The sequence below is a fragment of the Crystallibacter degradans genome (genome assembly GCF_012952295.1).
GTDB lineage: Bacteria > Actinomycetota > Actinomycetes > Actinomycetales > Micrococcaceae > Crystallibacter > Crystallibacter degradans.
The window spans coordinates 542578-554777 of the sequence record NZ_JABBCH010000002.1; the positions used below are offsets into that span (position 1 = coordinate 542578).

Annotated in this window: 13 protein-coding genes and 2 tRNA genes; 8 read left to right on the plus strand and 7 right to left on the minus strand. The window is 64.2% G+C overall.

The window, feature by feature from the left end:
- Positions 1 to 268: 268 nt before the first annotated feature.
- Together HGO92_RS06290 and HGO92_RS06295 are read right to left on the minus strand one after the other, a co-directional pair.
- Complete coding sequence (locus tag HGO92_RS06290; protein ID WP_169992901.1) at positions 269 to 1933, minus strand: SulP family inorganic anion transporter; 1665 nt, start codon at positions 1931 to 1933, stop codon at positions 269 to 271.
- On the minus strand, positions 1930 to 2310 hold the full coding sequence (locus HGO92_RS06295) for an ArsR/SmtB family transcription factor (RefSeq protein ID WP_169992903.1): 381 nt from the start codon (positions 2308 to 2310) through the stop codon (positions 1930 to 1932). The genes HGO92_RS06290 and HGO92_RS06295 overlap by 4 nt, the downstream gene beginning before the upstream one ends.
- 302 nt (positions 2311 to 2612) lie before the next feature.
- Here HGO92_RS06295 and HGO92_RS06300 point away from each other — a divergent pair, with 302 nt between their 5' ends.
- From HGO92_RS06300 to HGO92_RS06310, 3 genes are read left to right on the plus strand one after another with little or no spacing between them, the layout of a single operon-like run.
- Positions 2613 to 2954: an ArsR/SmtB family transcription factor gene (locus tag HGO92_RS06300; RefSeq protein WP_169992905.1), complete on the plus strand. Its 342-nt coding sequence runs from the start codon at positions 2613 to 2615 to the stop codon at positions 2952 to 2954.
- A 3-nt stretch (positions 2955 to 2957) separates the two neighbouring features.
- Complete coding sequence (locus HGO92_RS06305; RefSeq protein ID WP_169992907.1) at positions 2958 to 3464, plus strand: SRPBCC family protein; 507 nt, start codon at positions 2958 to 2960, stop codon at positions 3462 to 3464.
- A complete protein-coding gene (locus HGO92_RS06310) occupies positions 3464 to 4084 on the plus strand; it encodes a dihydrofolate reductase family protein (protein ID WP_169992909.1) in 621 nt (206 codons plus the stop codon). Before HGO92_RS06305 ends, HGO92_RS06310 begins: the two co-directional genes overlap by 1 nt.
- A 225-nt stretch (positions 4085 to 4309) precedes the next feature.
- Here HGO92_RS06310 and HGO92_RS06315 read toward each other — a convergent pair.
- The 3 genes from HGO92_RS06315 to tadA form a co-directional block, all read right to left on the minus strand.
- A tRNA-Ser gene (locus tag HGO92_RS06315) sits at positions 4310 to 4397 on the minus strand.
- A 101-nt stretch (positions 4398 to 4498) separates the two neighbouring features.
- The gene (locus tag HGO92_RS06320; RefSeq protein ID WP_169992911.1) at positions 4499 to 4984 is read right to left on the minus strand and encodes a pyridoxamine 5'-phosphate oxidase family protein; all 486 of its coding nucleotides are present in this window, start codon (positions 4982 to 4984) and stop codon (positions 4499 to 4501) included.
- A gap of 42 nt (positions 4985 to 5026) precedes the next feature.
- Positions 5027 to 5506 (minus strand): tRNA adenosine(34) deaminase TadA, encoded by a 480-nt coding sequence (tadA, locus tag HGO92_RS06325; RefSeq protein WP_169992913.1) that lies wholly within the window; start codon positions 5504 to 5506, stop codon positions 5027 to 5029.
- Between the two features lie 134 nt (positions 5507 to 5640).
- Between tadA and upp the strand changes: the two genes are divergently transcribed.
- Together upp and HGO92_RS06335 are read left to right on the plus strand one after the other, a co-directional pair.
- Positions 5641 to 6279: a uracil phosphoribosyltransferase gene (gene upp / locus HGO92_RS06330; protein ID WP_169992915.1), complete on the plus strand. Its 639-nt coding sequence runs from the start codon at positions 5641 to 5643 to the stop codon at positions 6277 to 6279.
- A 514-nt stretch (positions 6280 to 6793) separates the two neighbouring features.
- Positions 6794 to 7642 carry a winged helix-turn-helix domain-containing protein gene (locus tag HGO92_RS06335; RefSeq protein ID WP_169992917.1) on the plus strand — a complete coding sequence of 283 codons (849 nt, stop codon included), beginning with the start codon at positions 6794 to 6796 and terminating at the stop codon, positions 7640 to 7642.
- A gap of 87 nt (positions 7643 to 7729) precedes the next feature.
- Here HGO92_RS06335 and HGO92_RS06340 read toward each other — a convergent pair whose 3' ends face one another.
- Positions 7730 to 9181 carry a dihydrolipoyl dehydrogenase family protein gene (locus tag HGO92_RS06340; protein ID WP_169992919.1) on the minus strand — a complete coding sequence of 484 codons (1452 nt, stop codon included), beginning with the start codon at positions 9179 to 9181 and terminating at the stop codon, positions 7730 to 7732.
- Between the two features lie 78 nt (positions 9182 to 9259).
- Here HGO92_RS06340 and HGO92_RS06345 point away from each other — a divergent pair, with 78 nt between their 5' ends.
- From HGO92_RS06345 to HGO92_RS06355, 3 genes are all read left to right on the plus strand, one after another.
- On the plus strand, positions 9260 to 9781 hold the full coding sequence (locus HGO92_RS06345; protein ID WP_169992921.1) for a SixA phosphatase family protein: 522 nt from the start codon (positions 9260 to 9262) through the stop codon (positions 9779 to 9781).
- A 294-nt stretch (positions 9782 to 10075) separates the two neighbouring features.
- Positions 10076 to 11689 carry an HNH endonuclease signature motif containing protein gene (locus HGO92_RS06350; RefSeq protein WP_169992923.1) on the plus strand — a complete coding sequence of 538 codons (1614 nt, stop codon included), beginning with the start codon at positions 10076 to 10078 and terminating at the stop codon, positions 11687 to 11689.
- A gap of 2 nt (positions 11690 to 11691) precedes the next feature.
- Entirely contained in the window at positions 11692 to 11946 is a 255-nt protein-coding gene (locus HGO92_RS06355) for an AsnC family protein (protein WP_169992925.1), read from the plus strand.
- Positions 11947 to 12060: 114 nt separating this feature from the next.
- Here HGO92_RS06355 and HGO92_RS06360 read toward each other — a convergent pair.
- Positions 12061 to 12137: transfer RNA gene (locus tag HGO92_RS06360), tRNA-Arg, on the minus strand.
- Positions 12138 to 12200: the final 63 nt, after the last annotated feature.

Consider the following 12200-nt stretch of genomic DNA (forward strand, 5'->3'; position numbering starts at 1 on the left):
CCACCATCTGGTTGGGTAGGCCCGAAAGCACGTCGTGGTTAAGTTGGGAGATCATATCGAGCGGGATTCCCGCGGGGCAGACCGCTGTGCATTCGCCGATTATGTGTGCAGCCGCCGAACCCTTCCGCGTCGTTGTGGGCGGTCATGAAGACTGCGCGTGAACCGCGTTCAGGCCGCCGCGCGGTCCAGGATGAGGTCTTTGATCACCTATCTCTCTCTGGCGGAAAAACCTGGTGAGAGCTTGGGAATGGCAACCCGGTGCAGCGCACTATCGTGTGCGCCGCACCGCCGTCGTTGTTTGTTGCCGGATACGCGACACGTGGCTGCGGGCGTGTTTCACCGCTGGTTCCATCTCTGCGAACAGGTGTTTGTGGTGGCGCAAAGATTCCAGCACGCCCACGTGTTTTGCCAGCTTCAGGTGCCGCTCCTGGATCCCCTTGATGAGGACCGTGATCCCGCGGCGTTCCAGGGCCGTCACGAGTTCGGCGATGACTCTTGCCCCGGTGGCATCGAGGATCTGCAGCTGGGACATCCGGATGATGACCACGTGGACATTGCGGATGGCGCTCACCCGTTCCAGCACGCGCTCGGAGGCCCCGAAGAACAGAGCCCCATCGAGGCGGAAGAGGGCGATCTGTTCATCTCCGTCCTGTGCCGGACCGGGAAGTTCTTCGCGGTGCACGCCGCTGGTTTTGACCAGTGAACGCAGTGCGAAGAAGGCAGCGACGACGATGCCGATTTCCACCGCCTGGATCAGGTCGAAGGACACGGTAATGACGGCCGTGACGAAAAACGTGACGGTGTCGGCACGGGTAGATCCGATGACGCTGCGCAGGGTCGCCGGGGAGATCATCCGGAAGGCCGTCACCATCAGCACGCCGGAGAGCGCGGCCAGCGGGATTTGTCCCACCGGCCCGGTGGCCAGGTAGACGACGCCGAGGAGTACCAGGGCGTGCACGATCGTGGAGGCGCGGGTCTTTGCGCCGGCCCTGATGTTGACGGCAGTCCGGGCGATGGCGCCGGTCGCCGGCATACCGCCGAAGAAGCCTGAAGCCACGGATGCCAGGCCCTGGCCCACCAGCTCCCGGTCCGGATCATAGGGGCCTGTGTCCGAGATCGACGCGGCGACCCGAGCCGAAAGCAGTGACTCGATGGCCGCCAGCGCCGCGATGGTCAGGGCGGGAGCAAGCAGCGTTGTGACCAGGGCCAGGTCGAAGAAGGGAACGGACGGTGCCGGCAGTGAGTTCGGCAGGTCACCGATTCTCGTAACGGGGAGCCCGGCCAAACCGGCGACCAAGGTGGCGACAATGATGCCGATGATGGAGCCGGGCAGTTGCGGATGGATCTTCGGGGCGACAAGCATGATTGCGGCGACAATCAGGACCAGGACAACGGGCCAGAATAGGGTGGAGAAGTCTGTGTTCTGCAGTGATTGGAACGCAGCGACGGCGGCATTGGTGCTGTCGCCGGCTGGAACGCCGAAGGCAGCCGGGACCTGCTGCAGGAAGATGATGATGGCGATGCCCAGGGTGAAGCCCTCAATCACCGGCCACGGAATGTAGCCAACCGCGCGGCCGAGTTTCAGGGCGCCGGCGACCAGAACGACGACGCCGGCCATGATCGTCACGAGGGCCAGGGACTGCATGCCGTGCAGGGCAATAACCGGGGCGAGCACCACTACCATGGCACCGGTCGGGCCAGAAACCTGGACATTGGAACCGCCGAAAACAGCGGCCACAATCCCGGCCACGATGGCGGTGATGAGTCCGGCGGCGGCACCGGCTCCCGAGCTGACGCCGAAGGCCAGGGCCAGCGGCAGGGCAACGATGCCCACCGTGATCCCGGCAACCAGATCATTCTTCCAACTGCTCTTCAGCGGCGCATAGTCTGCCTTGCCCGGCAGCAGCTGGCGGGCCGAGCTCAGGAGGTTCACGGCCGGTCCTCTGCGCTCGCCGGTCCATTGGGGAGGGCCATGGACAGTTCAAGATTCTTCTGGGTGGTGGTCAGCACTTCGGTCAGCAGGCTGCGGGCCACCGTCAGCAGGTCAGCGACCTGCGGGTAGGCCAGCCGGTAAAACACCTGCAGGCCGCGGCGCTCGGCCAGTACCAGATGATGGCGCCGCAATACGGACAGGTGCTGCGAAAGGTTCGAAGCTTCCTGGCCCGTGCCGGCAATGAGGTCGGCTACGGAAACCTGGGGCGACTCCGCCAGGAGTTCCAGCACGCGGATGCGTACCGGATGGGCAAGGCCTTTGAAGAGGTTCGCTTTGACCTCGTAAAGCGGGGCGTGGAAATCGGGTTGGTCGACCATGGGCAGCTCTCTTAATTCATTGATTTAGGATTCCATCATATAACAATCCGCGAATGGGAAAGGCCCCTGTCGGACCGAGGAAGGCTATCGATGCAAGTCGCGTCCGCGCTCTCCGCTGTGCGTCGTGTGCGGGCCAGGCTGGCGCGTCGGTCCCGGGCAGGCATTGAGGCCCCAAGGGTGGAAGTTCTCACACTGCCAACCTGGACCCGGGGCTAAGCCAGGGACAAGGGCCGCGGTCGCCATTGTCAAGACCGGCCTGATTCTTTGCTCCACGCATGCTCATATGGGTATATGATGGTTGCATGGCACGAGCAGCGACAACATCGGATGTATTCAACGCGATCGCCGAGCCGCGGCGTCGGGAGATCCTAGTGCTGCTGCGGGCGGGTGAGCGGCCGGTGATCGAGTTGGCCCAGGAGCTGGGGATACCCCAGCCGGGGGCATCCAAACATCTGCGCGTGCTCCGAGAAGTCGGGCTGGTGCGGGACCGCAAGGCTGGCAAGCAACGCATGTACGGCCTTGACGCTCGTGGGCTGCGAGCTGTCCATGAGTGGACCGGCGGGTTCGAGCAGTTTTGGAACGAGAGCTTTGACCGTCTGGACACCTACGTGCAGGAACTCAAGCAGGCAAAACAGGAGGGGTAGCTGATGAGCCAGGTTGGACGAGGAACTCCGGCGCAGTCCGCGACGGCCGACCGCGAGATTATGATCTCCAGGGTCATCGACGCCCCACGGGACCTGGTGTTCGAGGCGTTCACCGACGTGCGGCACCTGGCGCGGTGGTGGGGGCCGGAGGGGTTCACCACGACCACGCACTCGTTCGAGTTCCGCGTCGGCGGGGAGTGGGACTTCGTGATGCACGGACCGGACGGGACGGACTACACCGAGTGGATCACTTGGACCGAGATCGCACCGCCGGAGCGGATCGCAATGCTGCACGGTGAGTCCCGCGGCGACCCGAACGCCTTCCGGTCGGTCCTGACGTTCGAATCTGACGGTGCGGCGACCCGGATCGAGATGTGCACGGTGTTCCCCACCAAGGAGCTGCGCGACGAGGCTGCCGAGAAGCATCACGCAATCGAGGGGGGACAGCAGACCCTGGGCAAACTGGCTGCATACGTCACCGAGATCGTTCGGAAGGGGGCGGAGGGCTGATGGCCGGGAAGGTGTTCTTCAGCGTGTCGATGTCGTTGGACGGGTTTATCGCACCCGAATCCTCCGAGGAATTGATGGGGCAACAGTGGATGGAACTGCAGCAGTGGATCTTCCCGCAGCGGTTCCTTCGGGAGAACCTGAAGCTTGGCGAGGGCGGCGAGGAGGGGCGCGATAACGACATCGTGAGGGAGACGTTCGAGCGCACGGGCGCGAGCGTGATGGGCAAGCGCATGTTCGACGCCGGCGAGCATGCGTGGCCGGAGGAGGCTCCGTTCCACACACCGGTGTTCGTCGTGACGCACGAGAAACGTGACCCCTGGGAGCGTCCGGGTGGGACCACCTTCCACTTCGTCAACGACGGCTTCGAGTCCGCGCTCGACCAGGCCCGCGAGGCCGCTGGCGACCGCGACGTGCGCATCGCAGGTGGCGGCGCGACGATTCTGGAGTACGTAAACGCCGGCCTGATTGACGAGTTCTCGATCGCGCTGTCACCCGTGCTGTTCGGCGCCGGAATCCGCCTGTTCGAGGGCGTGGACGCGGGCCGCGTGGCCCTGGAGCCGGTCCGCGCGGAACCTTCGCCAAGGGTGGCGCACCTGACCTACGCAGTCCGGGAGCGGTAGCCGCACGGCGGACGAGAAGAAACACCCACGGCTTGGGCATGATTTGATCAGAGACTCGGCCACCTTTGTAAGCGGGTCGATCGCAAACTGCCCGTTGCCCTGGCGATGCCAAAGCACAGACCCCTCGATGATTTTGTTACCGCCGCCTTACTGCGTGGCGGATTCCTGGGCAAAACAAAGCCCCTGCTTCCCTTTGTTCATATACGGAAGCAGGGGCTTGCTAATTGGCGGTGACGGTGGGATTTGAACCCACGTTGGCTTGCACCAAACAACATTTCGAGTGTTGCACCTTCGGCCGCTCGGACACGTCACCAGACGCGTCAACTTTACCGGTAGTTGGGCTGTGGCCCAAAACGGCGCGTCAGTAGCCAGTCCGCAGCCTGGCGCAAGCTCTGATTTCCGCAAAAAGCGCGGCTACATTTCGACGACGTCGTTCTTGCCGACGTCGGGCTGTTCACCGGTGACCATTCCTTTGGCGAGCTTGAACAGCGTGGCAACCTTCGGGGAGTCCGACGCCCAGTATTCGGCGGTGTCTGCCGCGACCCGGATCAAGGCCACCGTGGGATCATCCTTCCCGTTCTCGAACCAGGGCTCGACGGCGGGGCTCCACAGGTCGTCGATCTTCGGCCTGTTGTGCACAATGTCCGCGGTACCGGAGATGGAGAGGTAGCCGCCGCCCGCATGGACCGAGACGTTGACCTGCCGGTTGGCGCGGATCTCGTCGGCCTTGGGGGAGGGGTCCTGGGTGAAGAACCAGAGCAGGCCGTCGAACTCCACTGACTGGAGGGCCAGCGGACGGCTGACCAGCTGGTTGTCGGCGTTCACAGTGGTCAGCACCGCGATGTCGGCGTCCTTGAGGATCTTGGCTACTTCTTGATGTCCGTTTTCTTGGTTAGTCATCGCTATCCTTTCGGGTTCCGGAAATGCCAAGCCTACTTGCTGTTAGCCCGATGGCCCATCGCGATGGGACTCGAAGAACTCCCGCAGCACGTTCCCGCACTCATCGGCCCGGACCTCGGGATAGACCTCTACCCAATGGTTGAGCCGGCGCTCGCGGAGAATGTCGAACACGCTGCCAGCCGCTCCGGCCTTTTCGTCCCAGGCGCCGAACACTACTTTGGGAACCCGGGCGAGAACCACCGCGCCGGCACACATGGCGCACGGCTCCAGCGTGACCACCAGGGTGCAACCCTCCAGCCGCCAGGAGTCCAGCTTTCGCGCCGCCTCGCGAATGGCCACCATTTCCGCGTGTGCGGTGGGGTCGTGGTGGGCTTCGCGCTCATTCCGTCCCGTTCCGATGACCGTGCCGTCCGGACCAATAACGACGGCGCCGATGGGTACGTCCGCGGTCGCGAGGGCGAGGCGCGCCTGTTCCAGCGCGAGGCCCATCCACTCGCTGTGCAGCGGATCGGCAGGCATCATGTGCTCAATTGTTGCCGCGGGCGCTGGTTCGGACAACTTCGGCCGGACCCGGGGCAACTCTGGACAACTCCGGAGAGCTCCCGGCAACTTGGGGTTGTTTGTGCTGCCTATCCGCATGACTGTAACTTTGACGCATGCGCGTACTCGAAGTGGACCACCCTCTTGTTGCCCACAAACTCACAGTTCTCCGCGACAAGACCACTCCGTCGCCCGTATTCCGCCAGCTGACCGAAGAGCTGGTGACGCTGCTGGCCTACGAGGCCACACGGGACGTGCGGACGGAACCGGTGGAAATCGAGACGCCTGTGACCAGGACTGTCGGAACCGCCTTCACTAAGCCCACCCCGCTGGTGGTGCCCATTCTCCGCGCCGGACTCGGCATGCTCGAGGGCATGACCAAGCTGGTTCCCACGGCGGAGGTCGGCTTCCTCGGGATGGCACGCAATGAGGAGACGCTCGAGGCCATCACCTATGCCGAACGTCTGCCGGCCGATCTGACCGGCCGCCAGGTCTTCGTGCTGGATCCGATGCTAGCCACCGGCGGCACCCTGCGCGAAGCGATCAGGTTCCTGTTCAAGCGCGGCGCCGCCGACGTGACCTGCATTTGCCTGCTCGGTGCTCCCGAGGGCCTGAAGATGCTCGAGGCCGAACTGGGCGACGCGGACAACGTGACCATCGTGCTGGCTTCGGTGGATGACCGGCTGGATGAAAACGCCTATATCGTTCCCGGTCTCGGCGACGCGGGGGACCGGCTGTACGGTATCGCCGGCTGACCTGAACCTGAGAAGCACCTCCAGCCGGTTGTGCTACGGGCCGGGACCATGCGCTGAGCAGTCCATATAGTGGGACACTTGCATCTTTGCAGGCATCTATGATCGTTCAAACTGCATATGCATACTGTCAACGTGCATGAATATGCCCTGACTCCGCGCCGTATCAGCCATAAGGCACCTTATAATTATTCAGGTCCTTGAATGTGAGTTGGAACACAAAAGGGGCGGAAATCTCACGATGCGAGACGAATCGGCTTTTGTTACTTGCACGTACCGTTTATTACGGACAAAATCAGAGACGTGAACAACATTTCAACAGCATCTGCAGCCGCAGCAATCCTGCCCGGATCCCATTCCGGATGGACCCCGTGCTGTTGTCGAATGCAGGCCTAACTCACCACCCAAGAGTTATCCAGGCAATTCATCTGTCCGATGGCGGGCAAACAGCATCCCGTGCGGGCATACCATGCATTCGCGCCGCGATGACGGCCATTCACATATGAGGTTTTAGAACATGTCAGTTTCATCCGGATACGTCCACATCTCCGTCCGCAACGCCCAAAACCGGGCCGCCGCAGCGCAGCGTCAGGGCTTCAACCGCCCGCAGTACGGCGCGCCCCAGGCAAATCCCGGCCAGCAGTACCGTGTGCTCCGCGCTGTTCCCGGGCAGTTCGACGGCGATGCCGCCAACCCGACCACCGCTCCCACCCCGGTGATCACCCCCAATGGGGAACCAGGCCCGCAGGCAGTGTCAGCTGACACTGTTGCTCGCGGGTTTGTTTTGTATGTAGGCCTGGACGAGTCCGCAGCCGCGGCAGCCGGTACGTCTCTGACACAGCTTGCTTCCCAGATCCGCTCCTATGTCCAGACCCTGGTTCCCGGAGCGCAAAGCCACGCCGCGGTCGCACTGGCACCTGCCGAAGCGCAGGGCGAGAATATCGACGTCGTCCGCCAGGCACTGGGGGATCCGACCGTCAGTCGCCGTCCCCGGACCGAGGTCCAGGCGCGGACGGTGCACGCGGCGCAGCAGTCGAGCCGTCCCAGCGGTGTGCTGATCGACCTGTCCCGCCGCGAGGTCCATCTGGATGGCGAAACCCTGAACCTGACTTTCAAGGAATTCGAACTGCTGAACTACCTGGTGGAAAATGCCACCCGGACCGTGGGCCGCGACGAGCTGCTCTCCGGTCTGTGGAAGAACGCCGAAGAGGTGCCGAACGAGCGCACCATCGACGTGCACATCCGCCGCCTGCGTTCCAAGCTCGGGCGCCTGGCCAACACCGTGCGCACCGTCCGCGGCCAGGGTTACCGGTTCTACGAGCACCCCGAGGTTGTTGTCTGGGCCGCTCCGGAGTACTCCATCTAACTCCTGCTTATGGCCCGAGGGCGTCTCCACAAGGAGGCGCCCTCGCCGCTTTAAGTCCGGCAACCGCTTGCGCCGTTTAGAGCCCGGTTAGAGTCCGTATTCCTCCAACAGCCGGAGCCAGACTTCGCTGATGGTGGGGTAGGCCGGAACCGCATGCCAGAGGCGATCCACCGGAACTTGGCCGACGACGGCGATGGTCGCCGCGTGCAGCAGCTCACTGACATCGGGCCCGGCGAAGGTGGCGCCAAGAATGACTTTGCGGTCCTCGTCGATCACCAGCTGCGCCCAACCGTCATATCCGTCGGCGTGCAGCGCGGAGCCGGCGACGGCGATCGGCAGTTCTACGGCCGTGGCATTGGCGCCATCCTCCCGCGCCTGCTCAAGTGTCAGCCCGACCATCGCCACTTCCGGATCCGTGAAGACCACGGACGGTACCGCAGCCTCGTCCGCGGTGGCCGCGAACCGGCTCCACGGTTCCGGAGTGCCGCCGCCCAGGTCGCCCGCGGCCCTTGCAGCGATCGCCTCTCCGGTGGCACGGGCCTCGTACTTCCCCTGGTGGGTCAGGAGCGCCTTGCCCGCGGCGTCTCCGACAGCGTAAAGCCAGCCGCCCTCGACACCGGCCACCTGGCCGCTGGAGTCGGTCTCGAGTTTCTCGGGGACCACGCCGACGGTTTCAAGCCCCAGGTCAGCCAGGGCCGGATGGCGCCCGGTGGAAACCAGCAGCTTGGCGCCACTGACAATCGAAGGCGCGGCGCCGCCGTGGTTCTTAGTTGGCGCCAGCGTCAGATGGATGCCTGAGTCATTCTGCGTGGCCTTCTGGGTGGTGGTATGCAGCCGGACGTCGATGCCCTCCTCGCGCAGCCCGGCCTCCACCAGGCGGCGTGCCGGCTCCGGATAATTAGCCAACAGGTCGCCCCGGGCAACCAGCGTGACGGCCGCTCCAAGCCGTGCATAGGCCTGCGCCAGTTCCGCCCCGGACACGCCGCCGCCGAGCACCAGCAGGTTTTGGGGAATCTCCTGTGATGCGGTGGCCTCCCGGGTGCCCCAGAAGTCCACACTGTCCAAACCCTCGATCGGCGGGACCGTGGGCACCGAGCCGGTGGCGAGTACGACGGCGTGACCAGCCTCGATGGAGGTGGCCGTGCCGTCCTCCGCGGCCAGTTCCACTGTGCGGGTACCGGTCAGCCGGGCGGCGCCGCGGAGCAGTTCGATGCCCACGCCGTGCACCCATTCCACCTGCGACTTGTCATCCCAGTGCGAGGTGAAGCCGTCCCTACGCTTGAGCACTGCGTCGACATCCAGCGTCCCGGTGACTGCCTGCTTGGCGCCGTCTATGCTCCGCGCGGCATTCAACGCGGTGCCAGAGCGCAAAAGTGCCTTTGAAGGCATACATGCCCAGTAGGAGCACTCACCGCCCACCAGCGCCTTTTCGAGCAGGACGGTCTCCAAGCCGCCGCGCGCGGTACGTTCGGCAACGTTCTCGCCAACGGCACCAGCGCCAATAACTACTACATCCACCTTCATCGTCTGATCCGCCATGCTCCGAGCCTTGCAGCTGCTCCGCCCGGGCACAAGGGACACAAAGGATCGATTAGGCGCCGCCGCTAGACTCGGAGGATGAGCGAGCACCACATCAAGAAGCTGCTGATCCTGCGCCATGCCAAGGCGGCCTGGCCGCTGGGCGTGGAGGATCACGAGCGGCCGCTGGCGCAGCGAGGGCACAATGAGGCGCCGCTGATCGGCCGGTGGATGGTGGAGCAGGGCCACATTCCTGACTTCATTCTGTGCTCGTCCGCGCTTCGGACCCGGCAGACCTGCACCTGGATCTGCAACGAGCTCGGCGACAAGGCGCCCACCCCGATGCTCTCCGACGGAATCTACGAAGCCTCAGCCACGCAGGTACTTAGCGAGATCAACCAGCTCCCGGACACCATCACGAGCTTGCTGGTGATCAGCCACATGCCCGCGGTGCAGAACCTGGCCATGCGGCTCGCCTCGGTAGAATCGGACGAGGAGTCGGTGATGGACATGGCCTTGCACTACCCGACATCGGGCCTGACGGTCTTCGAACATGAGAAGAGCTGGGCCGAACTTGATGGACGCGACGCCAAGCTGACGCGGTTCGTCGTGCAGCGCTGAGCCGGCAAGCCCCAGAACCGCCGACGTCCGCTGAGGAATAAGGCACAGACGCCAGAGCAGTTCGGAAAAGCTCACTAATGCTCCCACTCAGTATCCAATAACGACGGCGTTGGCTTGCCCTGCTCTAATGCGCGCTGCAGGGCTTACGGCCCGCCGCAAGTACTTCGCCCATCGCATGCCTTCGGCCAGTCGCAAGAACCGGTGCCGAAAAGTTTTCTGCTGTTTTCTGCCCTTCTCCATCCAATGGTGTGTGCGTGGTCACAAACTGTCGGTGCTGGTTCATAGGGTGGGTGTATGGAAGATTTCCAGTTTGATTTCATACCGGCGCCGGACCGGGACCGTGGCCTGCGGGCGCTCGGTTTGGCGGGGAGTTCGCTGCTGGAAATCATGCTGCACAAACTCCTCCTCGATGCGTGGGCCGAGGAGAATCTGGCCTTCGGCGGCCGGCGCTCGGAGCCCTTCGACGAAGCCGCAGAGGAGGCCGGCCAGGTGCTGGCGAAGGCTGCGGTGCTGCCGGAGGCGCCGGGCCTGCCGGAAGGCTGGGAGGACCTGGCGCCGGAGGCGCTGACTGCAGTTCTTGGGCGGATTGATCCGGAGGCCCTGGATGATGTCGGGACCATTGATTACCTGCAGGCGTCCGCGAAAACCGTGGCGTGGCTGCAGTCCGGCCGGGTGAAGGCGTTGAACCGGTTCACCGAGCTGCGCCCGGACGAGGGCGCGGAGACCGGCAACGCGCACGGGTTCTCCTCCTGCGCCGCGACGGAGATCGCCGCTGCCCTGGCCCAGCCCCGCGGGGCTGCGCAGAAGGACCTCGCCGAGGCCGCGCAGCTGTGCGGGCATTTGCCGGCCACGGTGGAGGCGATGGCCGCCGGGGAGGTGGATCTGCCGCGGGCGACCGCGATCGCCCGCGGCTCCGCCGACCTGCCCGAGAACCTGCTGCCTGCGTTCGAGGCAGGGGTCCTGCCTAAAGCCGGCAAGGTCACCGTGGAGAGTGTGCGGGCCCGTGCGCGTAAGGCGCGTGAACGGCTGCACCCGGAAAGCCTCACCGTCCGCCACGAAAAAGCGAACCAGTCCCGCAACGTCGGTCTCGTGCCGCAGGATGACGGGATGGCCGAAGTCTGGTTCCGCTGCAGCGCGGACAAGGCGGTGATGGTGTTCAACCTGGTCCAGGCCCTCGCGAAGAAGCTGCAAGGCCCCGACGAGGCCCGGACCCTGCCCCAGCTGCGCGCCGACGTCATCACCGACCTGGTCCCCAACAACTCAGGCGCGTGTAACGGCACAGGCAACACCACCGGCACCTGCACGGGCGCCGGCGCAGCTACCGGTACCGGTAACGGAACCTGTACCGGCGCGGGGACGGGCAACGGGGCCGGGGCCGGCGTGACGGCCAGTGTCGCGGTCACGTTGTCGTTGGAAACCGCGGCAAGGTTGAGCGAGGAGCCCGGCGAACTCGCCGGGTACGGGCCGATCCCGCCCGAAATGACCCGGAACCTCGCCGGACTGGCGAAATCCTGGCTGCTGGTGCTCACGGATGAATACGATAAAGCGATCGCCGCGGCGAAAGACCTCAGACACCCGCCCGAATGGCTCAAACGACTCGTCCGCTTACGTGACGGGCACTGCAGCGGACCCGGCTGCCGCGTGGAAGCCCGATTCTGCGAAGTAGATCACACCATCGCCTGGGAAGACGGCGGCAAAACAGTGCTGGAAAATCTTAAGGCCGCCTGCAAACCCGACCACATTTCAAAACACGCCGGCGGCTGGAAAGTCACCCAGAATGCCGACGGCAGCACCGTCTGGAAATCGCGCACTGGCCACGAATGGACCAGCACACCCGAAAACAGCTGGTCCATACGCCCGCCAACCGAACCACCACCACCGGACCTCTACACCCCACCACCGTTCTAGGAATGATTGACGCCACCAAGTCGTCAACGTACCCTGACGGCATGGCCTCAGAAACTGGTCTCAGCCAAGCAGAAGGTGGCGATCCGCTGCAGGAACTCGGCGCTATTCGCAAGGCCCGACAGCAATTGGAGCGGCAGGAGCACTACTGGGTGCTGCAAGCTCGGAACGCCGACGTCGGTTGGGCGGCCATTGCCGCAGTCCTGGGTGTGAGCAAGCAGGCGGCTCATCAAAAGTTTCGCAAGCGGCCGGCCGAGTGATGTAAGAGAGTCGACTGACGCAGGGGATCAGTCTGATCGCGCACCGTCTGCAGACAAATGGTTCCGGAAACAAAAATGAGGCCCGGTCAAATATTGACCGAGCCTCATCTCGAATGGTGCGCCCAGAGGGATTCGAACCCCCGGCCTTCTGTTCCGTAGACAGACGCTCTATCCAGCTGAGCTATGGGCGCTTTGGCCTCGCGGCCGGATATAACTCTAGCGTGTTTCCCTCCGGTCACCAAATCGGCGCTGGG